The sequence below is a fragment of the Streptomyces sp. NPDC044003 genome (genome assembly GCF_056435185.1).
Genome location: NZ_JBWKFA010000018.1, coordinates 1 through 16,711 on the forward strand (window position 1 = coordinate 1; position 16,711 = coordinate 16,711).

The window sequence follows — 16,711 nt, forward strand, 5'->3', positions numbered from 1 at the left end:
CGGCCAGGGCCGCGATGCCGGGCTGGTAGCCGAGGGTCGAGAAGTAGTCGACACCCGTCAGGCACATCACCCGCCACCAGCGCTGGCCCTTGTGCCCCGCGTCGGGGGCGGCCTCCTTGGGCCGGGAGGGTTTGCCCTTGCCCATGTCGGACAGGCCCTCCAGCATCCACGCGCGCAGCCTGCTCGTGCGCGTATCGATCGGGGTGGCCATCGGTGCTCCTGGGTGCTGTTCGACGAGGGGTTTCGGCCGTCACCCGGACGGCCGGGACAGCGTAAGCAGCGAGAACCGGCCGGGCAGGGGCCAGCGCGTCAGGAAAGCGTCAAGATCCCCCCTCCGGGCGTCACCTTCATCACACCCGGCGCAGCCTGGAGACGTACAAATGGGGGGTGCCGACATCAGGAGGTGGCGGAGTGAGGACACCGCTTCGGGACACGTCCGCATGGGTGACCGGACTTCTCGCCCCGTTCCTGGCGGCGCTCGCGCTGCTGCCCTGGCGTACGAGCGTCTCGCACACGAATCTGGCGCTGCTGCTCGTCGTCGTGGTCGTCGCCGTGTCCGCGCTGGGCAACCGCTACGCCGGGGCGCTGGCCGCTCTGTCGGCCGCGGCCTGGTTCGACTTCTTCCACACCGAGCCGTACCAGACCTTCCACATCCAGGACCGGGCCGACATCGAGACCGCCGTCCTGCTCCTGCTGGTCGGTCTCGCCGTCTCCCAGCTCGCCGCTCGCGCCCGTCTCCTGGGCACGGTGGCGCTGACGGACGCCACGCACCTGGAACGACTGCACACCACCACGCGCCTGGCCCGGGTCCCGGTGTCGGCCGACGCGTTCGTCGAGCGGGTCCGCGGTGACCTGATCGACGTGCTCGAACTGAAGGACTGCCGGTTCGAGCGCGGAGCCCCGGCCGGCGGTCTGTCGAGGCTGGAGCCCGACGGAGGACTGACGGTCCCCGGCTGGATCTGGGACGTGGATCGGCAGGGCTGGCCGGACGGCGAGATCGAGCTCCCTGCCGTGGCCTGGGGGCGTTACCAGGGGAGGTTCTTGCTGACCCCCGGCGACGATGCCCGGCCGCCGTCCCTCGAGGCCCGGCTTGTCGCCGCCGACCTCGCGGTGCAGGCCGCGGCCGCGCTCGCCGCTCTGCTCGGGGACCGTACGCCGGCTTGAACCATGGCGGCACCGTGGGCCGCCCTCGGGTGTGGTGGCCGGACCGTTGGCGTGTCGCTTACGCCGCGGCAGCGAGTCCTGACGCGTGGGTGACGGGGCCGGCGGCGTAGTGGACGTACTCGCGGCCGAGCCGGAAGCCGGCGCTCCACGCGAGCAGCCGACTCGCCCGGTCGTCCCGGGAGCAGCTCCAGCTCGCGGCGCGGCCGCGGGCCTCGATCTCGGCCGTCAGGCGCGTCACGCAGGCGAGGGCGAGGTGCTGCCGGCGTTCCTCGGGCGAGGTGGCGCAGGCGACGTCCTCGAAGCGGCTGCCGACGAACCGCGAGCAGGCGACGGCGAGGATCCGGCCGTGGCGGAGAGCGGCCCAGGCGTGACCGGAGGTGGCAAGGCCCGACGGGCCGCCCCAGCTGTCGTGGATCCAGTCCATGGAGGCGTCGAGGGCGGTGAGCGCGGGCGTGTCGCCTGCCGTGAGCCGTCGTACGGTCACGCCCCTCGCCACGCGAGGAGCGAGCGGTGACGCGTCGCGGTGGACGTAGAGCATGCGTTCCCACGGAGTGAGCCGGTCGAAGGCGGCGGCGAGCGCGGGCAGGAAGCGATCCGGTGCCTCGACGTAGTGCCCGGTGAGCGAGGCGAGTCCGGCCGGGGGCATGGCGGTCGGGTCTCCCGCGAGCAGCGCATGACCGCTGGACGTGACGGCCACGACCCGGGGCCGGAGCGCACGGTCGGTCCACCACTGTCCGTGCCCCGTGGCGAGAACGTGTTCGGCCAGGGCGCCGGTGCCGGGGGTGCCGACGGGGAAGACCCGCGCGGACGACGGGGGCTGGTGGGCGCAGTGAGGGATCACGAGAACCTCCGGAGAGAGGGGGCGGGGACAGGGGATGGGGGCGGATGCGCGGAGGGGCGGACACCCCGGGCGGGGGCGGCCGCCCCCATCCCCGGGCAAGGCCGGGGGCCTTTCCCTGATGCCGCTCTGACGGGGATTCACCCGAGCCCCGGAATCATCGACACGAACAGGTCGACGGCCTTGATGCCGACGAACGGCAGGACCAGTCCGCCCAGCCCGTACAGCAGCAGGTTGCGGCGCAGCAGGTCGTGCGCGGACGCCGGTGTGTAGCGGACGCCGCGCAGCGCGAGCGGGATGAGCGCCACGATGATCAGGGCGTTGAAGATGATGGCGGAGGTGATCGCCGAGGTGGGGCTGTGCAGGCCCATGATGTCGAGCGCTTCGAGGCCGGGGTAGGCGCCGGTGAACATCGCGGGGATGATCGCGAAGTACTTCGCCACGTCGTTCGTGATCGAGAAGGTAGTCAACGCCCCTCGGGTGATGAGGAGTTGCTTACCGATCCGGACGATCTCGATGAGCTTGGTCGGGTTGGAGTCGAGGTCGACCATGTTGCCGGCCTCCTTCGCCGCCGACGTGCCCGTGTTCATCGCCACGCCGACGTCCGCCTGGGCGAGCGCCGGGGCGTCGTTGGTGCCGTCACCGGTCATCGCGACCAGCTTCCCCCCTTCCTGCTCCTTCCTGATGAGGGCGAGCTTGTCCTCGGGGGTGGCTTCGGCGAGGTAGTCGTCGACCCCGGCCTCGTGGGCGATGGCGCGGGCGGTCAGGGGGTTGTCGCCGGTGATCATGACCGTACGGATGCCCATGCGGCGCAGCTCCGCGAACCGTTCCCTGATACCGTCCTTCACCACGTCCTTGAGGTGGACGATGCCGAGGACGCGCGGGCCGTCCCAGTCGTCGACGGCCACCAGGAGCGGAGTCCCGCCGGCCGCCGAGATCTGGTCGCTCCACGTCCGTGCCTCGCCCGGCACCCGGCCGCCGTACATCTCCACCCAGGCGACGACCTGAGCCGTCGCCCCCTTGCGGATGTGGCAGACGGCGCCGTTGTCCCAGCGCAGGTCGATGCCGCTCATCCGGGTCTGCGCGCTGAACTCGACGAACCGGGCGTTCGCGAGCTCGCCCTCGGCCGGTGCCCGCAGCCCGTACCGCTCCTTGGCCAGGACGACCACCGAGCGGCCTTCGGGCGTCTCGTCGGCGAGCGAGGACAGTTGCGCGGCGTTCGCGAGCATGCCCTCCTCGATGCCCGGCAGCGGGACGAAGTCCGCGGCCTCCCTGTTGCCCAGGGTGATGGTCCCCGTCTTGTCGAGGAGGAGCGTGTCGATGTCGCCGGCTGCCTCGACCGCCCGGCCCGACATGGCGAGGACGTTGCGCTGGACGAGCCGGTCCATGCCGGCGATGCCGATGGCCGAGAGGAGCGCGCCGATCGTCGTCGGGATGAGCGTCACGAGCAGGGCGACGAGGACGGTGGTGGAGGGAGCGGCGCCCGCGTACGTGGCCATGGGCTGCACGGCGACCACCACCAGGACGAAGACGACGGTGAGTGCGGCGAGCAGGATGTTCAGCGCGATCTCGTTCGGTGTCTTCTGCCGGGAGGCGCCCTCGACCAGGGCGATCATCCGGTCCATGAAGGAATGGCCGGGGCGGGAGGTGACCCGTACGACGATCCGGTCCGACAGCACCGTCGTACCGCCCGTCACTCCCGTCCGGTCGCCGCCTGCCTCGCGGATGACCGGGGCCGATTCGCCGGTGACGGCGGACTCGTCGACCGCCGCGACCCCGTCGACCACATCGCCGTCGGCCGGGATCGGCTCGCCCGCCTCGACGAGCACGAAGTCGAACATCCTCAGATCCGTGGCGGCCACGGCCTCGGTCTCGGCCCGGTCGAGATCCGTCCCGTACCGCCAGTGGCGAAGACGCAGCGCCACTGTGTCCGTACGGGCCTTGCGCAGCGACTCGGCCTGCGCCCGGCCTCGTCCTTCCGCGACCGCCTCGGCCAGGTTGGCGAAGATCACCGTCAGCCACAGCCAGACGCTGATCACCCAGGTGAACACGGACGGGTTGACGAGCGCGGACAGGGTGGTGAGGACCGAGCCGACCCCGACGACGAACAGCACCGGGTTGCGGATCAGGTGCCGGGGATGCAGTTTGCGGAGGGCTTCGGGGAACGAGCCGAGCATCTGGGCGGGGTCGAGCAGCCCGCCCTCCACGCTGCGTCTGCGCCGTGGCGGAGGTGCGGTGGGCGGGACGGAAGGCGCCTGCTGGACTGGAGCGGCGGGATGCATGGGGTCAGGACCTTCATGAAGGAGCCGCCGACCGGGACGGCGGGCGGCGGCTGGACCGGCAGGACGCAGCCGGGGGTGCCGGGTGCGCCGGACGGGCGGGCGGACAGAGGAACGGGAAGGGAGAGGGCCGGCGTCCTGCCGAAAGCGACGATGTACGGCGACCGGCAGGACGCCGTTCCCGCTCGGCGCATGCGGATGGGAGGCATGACACCGAGCGGCCTGCGCCGAGGACGGTCGGGCCACCGACGTCCCCGGCGGTGAGCGGTGGTTGACGAACCTAGTCGCCGACTCCGTCCGATCCGAGGGTCGTTGACATCCCTCTGACGGTGGAGGGCCCGGCTCTGACGGCTTCCTTGCACCGGAGTCCTGACACGCATCCTGGAACGGCACCCCGGCCCGTTCTCGTCCCCTCGGCCTGCCGGACGTTCCGTACGGACCGGCCCCGGCCTTCCCGCAGACGCCCACGAAAGGGCCTTCGAGCCCTTCCAGCGCTTGGGCGACACCGACAACACCACGGGCATCGGTCTCGGCCTCGCCCTCTCCCGGGGCCTGACCGAGGCCGTGGGCGGCACACTCACCCCCGAGGACGCCCCGGGCGGCGGTCTGACCATGGTCGTCAGCCTGCCCTGCCCAACGCGCGAGACGAGCGGCAGCGCCGGAGCTGCGGAAACGGTTCGGTGAGCTCGTCGTCACCGGGTACGACGGCGCCGGGAACGAGCCGAACCGACTCCTGAAGGGGTCGGTGGGCGAGGAAGCCGGCAGCTCCGGGACGCAGCCGCGTACGGGATGTGTCAAGACGGCCGCAGTGCACGTTAGGGGGACGTCAACGGCGGCGGTGTGGTGGCTGAAGTGGGTTTTGCTCTAGGAGGTCCGACGGACCGCTCATCTCATCCACTCACATCCGGGAGCTCACGATGGCCGACCTGGCCTTCGTCGTCACCACGATCGCGATCTTCGCGCTGGTGGCATTCGTCGCCAAGGGGGTGGCGAAGCTGTGACTGTCGAGAACATCGTCGGTCTGCTGGTCGCCGCCGGCCTGCTGGCTTATCTCGTCCTCGCCCTCGTCAAGCCGGAGAGGTTCTGAGCACGGATATGAGTCCCGTCCTGGCTGGAATCCTCCAGCTCCTCGCCCTGGTCGTCGCGCTCGGTCTGTCCTACCGGCCGCTCGGTGACCACATGGCCAAGGTGTACTCCTCGGAGAAGCACTACAAGCCCGAGAAGTGGATCTACAAGGCGATCGGTGCGAACCCGAACGTCGAGATGCGCTGGCCCGCGTACCTGCGCGGGGTGCTCGCCTTCTCCGCGGTGAGCGTCCTCTTCCTCTACCTGCTCCAGCGTGTCCAGGGCTCCCTGCCCGGCTCGCTCGGCTTCGTCTCCATCGACCCGGACCAGGCCTTCAACACCGCCGCCTCCTTCGTCGCCAACACCAACTGGCAGTCGTACTACGGCGAGCAGGCCATGGGCCACGTCGTGCAGACCGGCGGTCTGGCGGTACAGAACTTCGTCTCGGCGGCGGTGGGGATCGCCGTGGCGGTGGCCCTCGTCCGCGGCTTCGCCCGCTCCCGCACCGGTGAACTGGGCAACTTCTGGGCCGACCTGGTCCGCGGCACCGTCCGCATCCTGCTCCCGATCTCCGTGATCGGCGCGCTCGTCCTCGTCGCCTGTGGCGCGATCCAGAACTTCTCCGGCATCCACGAGGTCGGCCAGTTCACGGGCGGCACGCAGCAGTGGAACGGCGGGGCGGTGGCCTCGCAGGAGGTCATCAAGGAGCTGGGCACGAACGGCGGCGGCTACTTCAACGCCAACTCGGCCCACCCCTTCGAGAACCCCAACGGGCTCTCCAACCTCTTCGAGATCTACCTGATCCTCGTCATCCCCTTCGCACTCACCCGCACCTTCGGCCGCATGGTCGGCTCGATCAGGCAGGGCTACGCGATCCTGGCCACGATGGCCACGATCTGGCTCGGCTTCACCGCGCTGATGATGTGGACCGAGTTCGCGCACCACGGCCCTGCCTTCGACATCGCGGGCGGCGCGATGGAGGGCAAGGAGACCCGCTTCGGCATCGGCGGCTCGTCGATCTTCGCGGTCGCCACGACGCTGACCTCGACCGGCGCCGTGAACTCCTTCCACTCCTCGTACACCGGCTTCGGCGGCGGCATCACGATGCTGGGCATGCAGCTCGGCGAGATCGCGCCCGGTGGTGTCGGTTCCGGCCTGTACGGCATGCTGATCATGGCGATCATCGCGGTGTTCATCGCCGGTCTCATGGTCGGCCGCACGCCCGAGTACCTGGGCAAGAAGATCGGCACCCGCGAGATCAAGTTCGCCGCGCTCTACATCCTCGTCACCCCGACGCTGGTCCTGTGCTTCACCGCCCTGGCCATGGCCCTGCCGACGCCGGCGGACTCGATGACGAACTCCGGTGCGCACGGCTTCTCCGAGATCCTCTACGCCTACACATCCGGCGCGAACAACAACGGCTCCGCCTTCGCCGGCCTGAACGCCGACACCCAGTGGTTCAACTCGACCATCGGCATCGCGATGCTGCTCGGCCGGTTCCTCCCGATGGTGTTCGTGCTCGCACTGGCCGGTTCGCTGGCCGAGCAGACGCCCGTCCCCGAGACCGCGGGCACCCTCCGTACCGAGAAGCCGCTGTTCACCGGGCTCCTGGTCGGCACGATCATGATCATCACCGGTCTCACCTACTTCCCGGCCCTCGCGCTGGGCCCGCTCGCCGAAGGGCTCGCGGCATGACCATCGACGTGAAGAAGCAAGAGGGCGCTGTGAATCAGCCGTCTACCGCCACGGCGGCCAAGGTGCCGCACGACGACCTGTCCGCGGGCCACCAGGCCCCCGGCCGTGTCGGCGGCGGTCTGTTCGACCCGAAGCAGCTGGTCACGTCCTTCCCGGACGCGATCAGGAAGCTCGACCCCCGGGTGATGGTCAAGTCGCCCGTGATGTTCGTGGTGCTCGTCGGCTCGGTCGTCACCACCGCGCTGGCGGTCAAGAACCCGGGGGACTGGTTCGGCTGGGCGATCGCCGCCTGGCTGTGGCTGACCACGATCTTCGCCAACCTGGCGGAGGCGGTCGCCGAGGGCCGGGGCAAGGCCCAGGCCGACACCCTGCGCAAGGCCAAGACCGACACCGTCGCCCGCCGTCTCACGAAGACGGGCGAGGAGCAGGTCCCCGGCACCGACCTCAGGATCGGTGACCTGGTGGTCTGCGAGGCCGGCGACGTCATCCCCGGCGACGGTGACGTCGTCGAGGGTGTGGCGTCGGTCGACGAGTCCGCGATCACGGGCGAGTCCGCCCCGGTCATCCGCGAGTCCGGTGGCGACCGGTGCGCGGTCACGGGCGGTACGAAGGTGCTCTCCGACCGGGTCGTCATCAAGATCACGACCAAGCCCGGCGAAACGTTCATCGACCGGATGATCAACCTGGTCGAGGGCGCGGCGCGGCAGAAGACCCCGAACGAGATCGCCCTCAACATCCTGCTGGCGTCCCTCACCATCGTCTTCCTGCTCGCCGTCGTCACCCTGAAGCCCTTCGCGATCTACGCGGGCGCCGACAAGCAGACCTCGATGATCGTCCTCACGGCGCTCCTGGTCTGCCTGATCCCGACCACGATCGGCGCGCTGCTCTCCGCGATCGGCATCGCCGGCATGGACCGGCTCGTCCAGCGCAACGTCCTCGCGATGTCCGGGCGGGCGGTCGAGGCGGCCGGTGACGTCTCCACGCTGCTGCTCGACAAGACGGGCACGATCACCCTCGGCAACCGCCAGGCCGCCGAGTTCGTCCCGGTCAGGGGAGTCACCGAAGCCGAGCTGGCCGATGCCGCGCAGCTCTCGTCGCTGGCCGACGAGACGCCCGAGGGCCGTTCCATCGTGGTCCTGGCCAAGGAGAAATACGGGCTGCGCGAACGCCACCAGGGCGAGCTGGCCCACGCCGAATGGATCGCGTTCACCGCCCAGACCCGTATGTCGGGCGTGGACGTGGACGGGCGGAAGGTCCGCAAGGGCGCGACCGGTTCGGTCGTGGCCTGGGTGAAGGAACGCGGTGGAGAGGTCGCCGAGGACGCCCAGGACGTCACCGACGCCATTTCCCAGGCTGGTGGCACGCCGCTCCTTGTGGCTCTGGAGGACGACAAGGGCGCGCGTGTCCTGGGTGTCATCCACCTGAAGGACGTCGTCAAGGAGGGCATGCGGGAGCGGTTCGACGAGCTGCGCCGCATGGGCATCAAGACGATCATGATCACGGGCGACAACCCGCTGACCGCGAAGGCCATCGCCGAGGAGGCCGGTGTCGACGACTTCCTCGCCGAGGCCACTCCCGAGGACAAGATGGCCCTCATCAAGCGGGAGCAGGCGGGGGGCAAGCTCGTGGCGATGACCGGTGACGGCACGAACGACGCCCCGGCGCTGGCGCAGGCGGACGTGGGCGTGGCGATGAACACGGGTACGTCGGCGGCGAAGGAGGCCGGCAACATGGTCGACCTCGACTCCAACCCGACCAAGCTCATCGAGATCGTCGAGATCGGCAAGCAACTCCTCATCACCCGGGGCGCGTTGACGACCTTCTCGATCGCCAACGACGTGGCGAAGTACTTCGCGATCATCCCGGCCATGTTCGCCGTGGCCTACCCGTCGCTGGACAGGCTCAACATCATGGGCCTGGCCTCGCCCGAGTCCGCGATCCTGTCCGCCGTCATCTTCAACGCGCTGATCATCATCGCCCTCGTCCCGCTCGCCCTCAAGGGCGTCCGCTACCGGCCGAGCAGCGCCGACTCGATGCTCCGTCGCAACCTCGGCCTCTACGGACTCGGCGGCCTGGTCGCCCCGTTCATCGGCATCAAGATCATCGACCTGCTCCTCACCCTCATCCCCGGAATCGGCTGATCGGCTATGAACAACTCCGTAGGAAACACCGGACGCGTGCTCTGGGCCGGACTCCGGGCCCTGCTCGTCCTGACCGTGATCACCGGCGTCCTCTACCCGCTCGCCGTCACCGGGATCGCCCAACTCGCCTTCCCCGGCAAGGCCAACGGCTCCGAGATCAAGGACGCGAGCGGCAAGGTCGTCGGCTCCGAACTCATCGGCCAGACCTACAACCTGCCGCTCAAGGAGGGCGAGGAGACGGCGGCCCCGGACCTGAAGTGGTTCCAGCCGCGCCCCTCCAACGGCCTGGGCAGCAACAGCGTCAACACCCAGTACTCGATCATCCTGTCCGGCGCGACCAACCGGTCCGGCGACAACGAGGATCTGATCACGTGGGTGACGGATGCCAAGGCGGCCGTCGTCAAGGACAACTCCACCGCCGACCACCAGGTGAAGCCGTCCGACGTCCCGGCCGACGCGGTCACCTCCTCCGGCTCCGGCCTGGACCCGCACATCTCCCCCCAGTACGCGAAGCTCCAGGTCCACCGGGTCGCGGCGAAGAACGGCCTCGACGTCCAGCAGGTCGAGAAGCTGGTCGCCGACCACACCGACGACCGGATCCTCGGCTTCGTCGGCGAGCCCCGCGTCAACGTCCTGCAGCTCAACATCGCGCTGAAGAGCCTCGTGGCGGCCAAGGGCTGATGGCCTTACGCCCGACGCACGGGAGCCGGCAGTCCGGGAACGCCCCGGCTGCCGGCTCCCGACGCGCATCCGACGCCGTGCTCACGACGAAAGGCAGTACGCCGATGACCCGGGTTCTGGTCGTCGAGGACGACGCGCAGCTCGCGCGTGCTCTGACGATCAACCTCACAGCGCGCAGGTACGCCGTGGACGCGGCCTACGATGCCGCCACCGCGCTCCGCCTCACGGCCACCGAGCAACCGGACGTGATCCTCCTGGATCTCGGCCTGCCGGACATGGACGGCATCGACCTCATCAGGGCGCTGCGTGGCTGGAACCGGGCTCCGGTGCTCGTGCTCTCCGCCCGCAGCGGCTCGGAGGACAAGATCCGTGCGCTGGACGCGGGTGCGGACGACTACATGACCAAGCCGTTCAGCATGGACGAGCTCCTCGCCCGGCTGCGGGCGGCCACCCGCCGGATCGAGGAGTCGCCCGGGCACGCGCGGTCCAGTGCCGGAGTGGCGTCCGCCGTGGTGACGACCGACGGATTCACGGTCGATCTGGTGGCGAAGAAGGTCCGGCGCGGTGACCGGGACGTCCGGCTCACGCCGACCGAGTGGCACCTGTTGGAGATCCTCATCTGTAACCCCGGCGTCCTCGTCAGTCAGCAGCGCCTCCTCATGGAGGTGTGGGGGCCGAGTCACAGCAGCAAGACCAACTACCTCAGGGTCTATATGGCGCAGCTGCGCCGCAAGTTGGAGGCGGACCCGTCCCACCCCCGCCATCTGATCACCGAGCCCGGCATGGGATACCGGTTCGAGGCGTGACGCCCCGCCCGCACACGTACCAGCACTGACCGACATCGACGAGAAACGACACCATGGGACGCGGAAAGCTTCGGATCTACCTCGGCGCGGCACCGGGCGTCGGCAAGACGTACGCGATGCTCTCGGAGGCCCATCGGCGGGTGGAGCGCGGCACCGACTGCGTCGTCGCCTTCGTCGAGCACCACAGCAGGCCGCGTACGGAGGTGATGCTGCACGGCCTGGAGACGATGCCGCGCAAGGACATCGCCTACCGGGACACGGTCTTCACGGAGATGGACGTGGACGCGGTGCTCGCCCGGAAGCCCACGGTCGCCCTCGTGGACGAACTGGCCCACACCAACGTGCCCGGGTCGCGCAACGCCAAGCGCTGGCAGGACGTCGAGGAGCTCCTCGCGGCCGGCATCGACGTCGTCTCCACGGTCAACATCCAGCACCTGGAATCCCTCGGGGACGTCGTCGAGTCGATCACCGGCGTACGGCAGCGGGAGACCGTCCCGGACGAGGTCGTACGCCGCGCCGACCAGATAGAACTGGTCGACATGTCGCCCCAGGCCCTGCGCCGCCGCATGGCCCACGGCAACGTCTACAAGCCGGACAAGGTCGACGCGGCCCTCTCCAACTACTTCCGCCCCGGCAACCTCACCGCCCTGCGTGAGCTGGCGCTGCTGTGGACCGCCGACCGGGTCGACGAATACCTCCAGGAGTACCGGACCGAGCACCGCGTCTCGAAGATCTGGGGCTCCAGGGAACGCATCGTCGTGGGCCTCACCGGCGGCCCCGAGGGCCGCACCCTCATCCGCCGCGCCGTCCGGCTCGCCGAGAAGGGCGCCGGTGGTGAGGTCCTCGCCGTCTACATCGCCCGCAGCGACGGTCTCACCGCGGCCTCCCCGAAGGAGCTGGCCGTCCAGCGGACCCTCGTCGAAGACCTCGGCGGAACGTTCCACCACGTCGTCGGCGACGACATCCCCACCGGACTCCTCGACTTCTCGCGCGGGGTCAACGCTACCCAGATCGTCCTCGGCGTGAGCCGCCGCCGCTCCTGGCAGTACGCCTTCAGCCCCGGCGTCAGCGCCACCGTCGCCCGCGAGTCGGGGCCCGACCTCGACGTCCACATCGTCACCCACGACGAGGCGGCGAAGGGCCGCAACCTGCCTGCCGCGCGCCGCACGAAACTGGGCAGGTCCCGCACCGTCTGGGGCTGGCTCGTCGGCCTCGCCGGACCCGTCCTGCTCACCCTGCTGCTCGGTGTCACCCCCGACATGGGGCTCGCCAACGACGTCCTGCTCTTCCTCACCCTGACCGTGGCCGCCGCACTCCTCGGCGGCCTGCGCCCGGCACTGGCCTCGGCAGCCGTCGGATCGGTGCTGCTCAACTACTACTTCACCCCTCCGATCCACGAACTCACCATCGCCGACCCGGCGAACATGGTCGCCCTGGTCGTCTTCGTGGGCGTGGCGATCTCCGTCGCCTCCGTGGTCGACCTCGCCGCCCGCCGCACCCACCAGGCCGCCCGGCTGCGGGCCGAGGCGGAGACGCTCTCCTTCCTCGCCGGCAGCGTGCTGCGCGGCGAGACAAGCCTGGACGCCCTGCTCGAACGGCTCCGGGAGACCTTCGCCATGGAGTCCGTCGCGCTCCTCGAACGTCACGACGACACCGAGCCGTGGTCCTGCGTCGCCTTCGTCGGCACCCGTCCGGTCGGCCGCCCCGAGGACGCGGAGGTCGACATGCCCGTGGGCGACCACCTGGCACTGGCCCTGACCGGCCGGGTCCTGCCGGGCGAGGACCGGCGCGTCCTCGGCGCGTTCGCCGCGCAGGCGGCGGTGGTGCTCGACCGGCAGCGGCTCGTCGACGAGGCGGAGGAAGCCCGCCGGCTGGCCGAGGGCAACAAGATCCGCACCTCGCTCCTCGCCGCCGTCAGCCACGACCTGCGCACCCCGCTGGCCGGCATCAAGGCTTCGGTCTCCTCGCTGCGCTCCGACGACGTCGACTGGTCGGAGGAGGATCGTGCCGAACTCCTCGCGAACGTAGAGGAGGGCGCCGACCGGCTCGACCACCTCGTCGGCAACCTCCTCGACGTCTCGCGCCTGGAGACCGGCACCGTCACCGCCGTCCTGCGGCAGACCGACCTCGACGAGGTCGTCCCGATGGCGCTCGTGGGCGTGCCCGACGACAGCGTCGAACTCGACATCCCCGAGACGCTGCCCATGGTCGTCGTCGACCGGGGCCTGCTCGAACGGGCCGTCGCCAACATCGTCGAGAACGCCGTGAAGTACAGCCCCGACGGCACACCTGTCCTCATCGCCGCCAGCGCCCTCGCCGACCGCGTCGAACTCCGCGTCGTCGACCGCGGCCCGGGCGTCCCCGACGAGGCCAAGGACCGCATCTTCGGCGCCTTCCAGCGCCACGGCGACGCCCCGCGCGGCGCGGGCGTCGGCCTCGGCCTCGCGGTCGCCCGCGGCTTCGTCGAGGCCATGGGCGGCACGGTCACGGCCGAGGACACCCCGGGCGGCGGCCTCACCATGGCCATCAGCCTCCGCATGGACGGGGACGCCCCGCCCTTCCACCCCGACGCGCCGACCGAGACGACATGACCGCGCGGCAGGGAACCGTACGACCGAGACGACATGACCGCGCGGCAGGGAACCGTACGACCGTGATGATCAGTCGTCCTTCAGGGGTGCCGGCAGGGCATCGAGGACGCGGACAGAAGGGGGAGAGTGCCGGTGAGCGAGACAGCGCACTCGCGGGGGAAGGCGCACACGGCAGGAACGAAGGCGCACACGGCAGGAACGAAGGCGCACACGGCAGGAACGAAGGCGCTCGCCGCCGCCCTGGTGGTGGCCGCGGCCGGCGGCGCGGTCTGGCTCGGACTCGGCGGGGGCACGGCGTCCGGCGACGACCTGGGGGACAGCTGCCGCGGGTCGCTGGCGGTCGAGGAGGCCCGGACGTTCTTCGCCGGTGCCGACCTGGAGGCGAGCGGGCACACCGGTGAATGGGTCGGATACGACACGGAGTGGTGCTCGGTCACGGCCCGCGGACAGGACTCGGGGCCCACCTTGAGGCTGCAGATCCGGCCCGTCGCCGCACACCGGGCGAGCGGTGCTGCGGAGGATGCGTCGGCGACTCCGCTCGGCCACGGGTGGAACGGCTCGTTCGGCGGCCGGAGCCGGCCCGAGGCGGCGGTCCTCGTCGACTGCGCCCCGCTGCCGGGCAAGGGCCTCCTGGTCCTGACCGAGGCCATGGCGAAGACCGAGGACCTGACGAAGGAACAGCTCCTCCAGGTCGCCCGGCTCGCCACGGAGACGGCCCGGAACGCGGCCGGCCGCTTCCATTGCGAGGGAGCGCTCGGCAACCGTCCGTCCGGCGTCGACCTGAGCGGATGGCGCGATGTTCCGCCCGCCCGTGCGACCGGGACCTGCCGGAACGTGCTCACCGCCGCGACCGCGACCCGGCTGGGCGTCACGACCGTGTCCGAGAAGCCGGCCGGCCGCGCGCTGACCGAGAGCTGCGCGCTGAAGCGCGGGGGCAAGACCCTCGCCGAGCTGACCGCCTATTACGGAGCCTCCGCCGAACAGGAGATGTATCTCGACGGCCGGTACCCTGGCAGCGTCGAGGGCGCCACCACGCGCGCCCTCACCTGCAAGGGCGCCCTCGGTACCGCGTACGTCAAGCTGGTCGGCCCGGCCGGGGGCCAGAGCGCTCCCGGGGACCTCCGGCCCGCCGACGTCCAGGAGGCGCTGGCCGACTTCGCGGCCGAGTCGACGGCCCGCCACGGCTGCCCCGTGTGAGCCGGCAGGGGGAACGGACGCTCAGCCGCACGCCGAGGGCGGCCAGGAGCCGGGGCTGTCGTCGTCGGCATGCGACATCGGCCTCTCCTCGTACGACGCGAAACTCGCCGAGACCTGGGTGCGTTACGGGGCCGACCGCGAGGATCGGGTCTTCGCGGGGGAGTTCCGCCGGGAGCTGGACAACATCACCTTCACGGGGGAGCGGGCCACGGCAACCTCCGGGCGAGGGATCCGAAACCCGATCCATACGAAACCCTGACGCCGAACTCCCGTACGACAGCGAGTCAGGCGCACGGTGAATGGCCATCTTGTTCATGTGACGTCAACCATCCATCTGCGCCTGCCATTTGGCCAGCGCTCCCAGCACATGGTGATCTGCGGCGACGACGGTCTCGCCCACCGTCTCGCCGTCGAACTCGACGCCGTGTGCGGCGAGACGGTGACCGTGGTCCTGCCCTCGCGGCGCGACGCGTACGGGGCGGAGATCGCCGACCTGCATCGTGACCCCCGATCGCCGGTCGAGCTGCTGGTGTCCGCGAGGCCCGACGAGCAGACCCTGCGCGCGGCCGGGGTCGAGCGGGCCGCCGCGCTCGCGCTGACGTACGGCGACGACCAGGTCAACATGACCGCCGCGCTCCTCGCCCGCAGCCTCAATCCGGCCGTACGCCTGGTCATCCGCATGTACAACCGCGAGCGAGGGCGTCATCTGGAACGGCTCCTCGACCGCGCCGCCGAGGTCGCGGGGCAGACGGACGACGCGTCCCTTGACGCCTCCACCACCGTCCTCTCCGACACCGACACCGCCGTGCCGGAGCTGGTCTCGGCCGCCGCCGTCGGACAAGGCCACACGCTCCAGGTCGAGGGCAAGGTCTTCCGAGGCGTCGTACGCCCCGCCGGGGCCCCGGGCAGGCCTACCGATCTGGCCACCCTTGCCGTGCTGTCCGGGGCTCACCAGGACGACCCGGCGAGCGAGGACAGCGCGGAGACGCCCGGAGAGAACGGCACCCTGCTGCTGCCGGACACCCGCACGGCGTACCACCGCCAGTTCACCCACGGCCGGCTCATGCTCGAAGAGGTCACCCACCACCACGCCCCGGAAACACCGAGGGCCTCCCGTGCCTACCGGGATCTGCTGTTCGGGCATCTGACCCACCTGCCGTGGAAGGTCTTCGTCTCCAAGGAGGTCACCGCCGTCTACGGGGCGCTGGCCGCGATCGTGCTCCTGCTCTCCGTGGTGACGGCCCTCGTCGTGGACGTCCCGCTGTGGAAGGCCGTGTACCTGCCGTTGCTCGACATCTTCACCATGGGGGACCCGGCGACCGACGAGGAGCCGGCCCGCCGGATCCTCCAGCTCGTCGCCGGCTTCGTCGGACTCGCGGTCCTCCCGCTGGTCGTGGCCGCCACCATGCACGCCACCGAGGCCTTCCGTACCGCTTCCGCGAACCACCCGCCGTCCAAGGACCTGAGCGACCACATCGTGCTGGTCGGACTCGGCAAGATCGGCACACGGGTCCTGGCCCGGCTCGGCACCACCGACCACAAGATCGTGGCCGTCGAGCGGGACCCCCGGGCTCGCGGGGTCGCACTCGCCCGCGAGCTCGGGATACCCCTGATCCTGGAGGACGCCGCCGCGCCCGGCGTCCTCGACCAGGCCCGCATAGGCGAGAGCAAGTCCCTGCTCGTCCTCACCCGGGAGGACAGCGAGAACCTGGACATCGTCATGGCCGCGCGTGAGATCAACCCGCGCATCCGGGTGGTGATGCGGCTGTACGACGACGACTTCGCGGCCACCGTCTCCCGGACGATGCGTGCCTCGTACCCGGCCGCCCTGACCCGCAGCCGGAGCGTCTCCGCGCTGGCCGCCGCGTCCTTCGCCGCGGCGATGATGGGGCGGCACGTGCTGGGGGTGATGCCGGTCGAGCGCGGTTCGCTGCTGTTCACCGTGGTCGACGTCGCCGGCCACCCGGAGCTGGAGGGGCGTTCGATCCACGACGCGTTCCGCGAGCACGAGTGGCGCGTCCTGGCCGTCGGCGCCGCCGGCGCCCGGTTCTCCTCGTCCTCGATGGACACGCTGGCAGGGCTGCGGCTCGACCGGCAGGGCCTCGACTGGCGTCCGCCGCACGGGCGGGTCCTGCGCGCGGGGGACCGGGTGGTCCTCGCGACGACCCGGCGGGGCCTTGACTTCCTGATGACCGGCGTGCAGCCGCACCCTCCGGGGCGTAGGCCCTGAGCACCGAGGGTGGGGGACCGGCGG

The 16,711-nt window shown here is 70.7% G+C and carries 11 protein-coding genes and 2 pseudogenes; 10 read left to right on the top strand and 3 right to left on the bottom strand.

Annotated features, from left to right (window positions below; all coding sequences use genetic code 11):
• Positions 1–211 (bottom strand): annotated as a pseudogene (locus tag AC07AW_RS38855) (amino acid transporter); the annotation flags it as partial.
• Between the two features lie 200 nt (positions 212–411).
• Here AC07AW_RS38855 and AC07AW_RS38860 point away from each other — a divergent pair.
• A complete protein-coding gene (locus tag AC07AW_RS38860; protein WP_478820181.1) occupies positions 412–1,164 on the top strand; it encodes a DUF4118 domain-containing protein in 753 nt (250 codons plus the stop codon).
• 58 nt (positions 1,165–1,222) lie between these two features.
• On the opposite strand, the gene AC07AW_RS38865 is transcribed toward AC07AW_RS38860, so the two are convergent.
• Both AC07AW_RS38865 and kdpB (AC07AW_RS38870) read right to left on the bottom strand, forming a co-directional pair.
• Positions 1,223–2,005, bottom strand: a complete 783-nt coding sequence (locus tag AC07AW_RS38865; protein WP_478820182.1) for a GNAT family N-acetyltransferase — start codon at positions 2,003–2,005, stop codon at positions 1,223–1,225.
• Between the two features lie 137 nt (positions 2,006–2,142).
• Positions 2,143–4,284, bottom strand: a complete 2,142-nt coding sequence (kdpB, locus tag AC07AW_RS38870) for a potassium-transporting ATPase subunit KdpB (protein WP_478820183.1) — start codon at positions 4,282–4,284, stop codon at positions 2,143–2,145.
• A 423-nt stretch (positions 4,285–4,707) separates the two neighbouring features.
• Here kdpB (AC07AW_RS38870) and AC07AW_RS38875 point away from each other — a divergent pair.
• The 9 genes and pseudogenes from AC07AW_RS38875 to AC07AW_RS38915 all read left to right on the top strand — a co-directional run.
• A pseudogene (locus AC07AW_RS38875) lies at positions 4,708–4,965 on the top strand (sensor histidine kinase); the annotation flags it as partial.
• A gap of 313 nt (positions 4,966–5,278) precedes the next feature.
• The gene (kdpF, locus tag AC07AW_RS38880; RefSeq protein ID WP_116162779.1) at positions 5,279–5,368 is read left to right on the top strand and encodes a K(+)-transporting ATPase subunit F; all 90 of its coding nucleotides are present in this window, start codon (positions 5,279–5,281) and stop codon (positions 5,366–5,368) included.
• 8 nt (positions 5,369–5,376) lie between these two features.
• Positions 5,377–7,041 (top strand): potassium-transporting ATPase subunit KdpA, encoded by a 1,665-nt coding sequence (kdpA, locus tag AC07AW_RS38885; protein WP_478820184.1) that lies wholly within the window; start codon positions 5,377–5,379, stop codon positions 7,039–7,041.
• Positions 7,038–9,182, top strand: coding sequence for a potassium-transporting ATPase subunit KdpB (gene kdpB, locus AC07AW_RS38890; RefSeq protein WP_478820185.1), 2,145 nt, complete (start codon positions 7,038–7,040; stop codon positions 9,180–9,182). The genes kdpA and kdpB (AC07AW_RS38890) overlap by 4 nt, the downstream gene beginning before the upstream one ends.
• Before the next feature lie 6 nt (positions 9,183–9,188).
• A complete protein-coding gene (locus tag AC07AW_RS38895) occupies positions 9,189–9,863 on the top strand; it encodes a potassium-transporting ATPase subunit C (protein ID WP_478820186.1) in 675 nt (224 codons plus the stop codon).
• A gap of 104 nt (positions 9,864–9,967) precedes the next feature.
• Positions 9,968–10,669 (top strand): response regulator, encoded by a 702-nt coding sequence (locus AC07AW_RS38900; protein WP_478820187.1) that lies wholly within the window; start codon positions 9,968–9,970, stop codon positions 10,667–10,669.
• Positions 10,670–10,722: 53 nt separating this feature from the next.
• Complete coding sequence (locus AC07AW_RS38905; protein WP_478820188.1) at positions 10,723–13,260, top strand: DUF4118 domain-containing protein; 2,538 nt, start codon at positions 10,723–10,725, stop codon at positions 13,258–13,260.
• A gap of 132 nt (positions 13,261–13,392) precedes the next feature.
• Positions 13,393–14,457, top strand: a complete 1,065-nt coding sequence (locus tag AC07AW_RS38910; RefSeq protein ID WP_478820189.1) for a hypothetical protein — start codon at positions 13,393–13,395, stop codon at positions 14,455–14,457.
• A 316-nt stretch (positions 14,458–14,773) separates the two neighbouring features.
• Positions 14,774–16,687 (top strand): NAD-binding protein, encoded by a 1,914-nt coding sequence (locus AC07AW_RS38915; protein ID WP_478820190.1) that lies wholly within the window; start codon positions 14,774–14,776, stop codon positions 16,685–16,687.
• Positions 16,688–16,711: the final 24 nt, after the last annotated feature.

Coding starts and splice junctions, on each gene's coding strand:
- kdpB (WP_478820183.1), bottom strand. CDS start 4,284: ATGCATCCCGCCGCTCCAGTCCAGCAGGCGCCTTCCGTCCCGCCCACC.
- kdpA (WP_478820184.1), top strand. CDS start 5,377: ATGAGTCCCGTCCTGGCTGGAATCCTCCAGCTCCTCGCCCTGGTCGTC.
- kdpB (WP_478820185.1), top strand. CDS start 7,038: ATGACCATCGACGTGAAGAAGCAAGAGGGCGCTGTGAATCAGCCGTCT.
- AC07AW_RS38895 (WP_478820186.1), top strand. CDS start 9,189: ATGAACAACTCCGTAGGAAACACCGGACGCGTGCTCTGGGCCGGACTC.
- AC07AW_RS38900 (WP_478820187.1), top strand. CDS start 9,968: ATGACCCGGGTTCTGGTCGTCGAGGACGACGCGCAGCTCGCGCGTGCT.
- AC07AW_RS38905 (WP_478820188.1), top strand. CDS start 10,723: ATGGGACGCGGAAAGCTTCGGATCTACCTCGGCGCGGCACCGGGCGTC.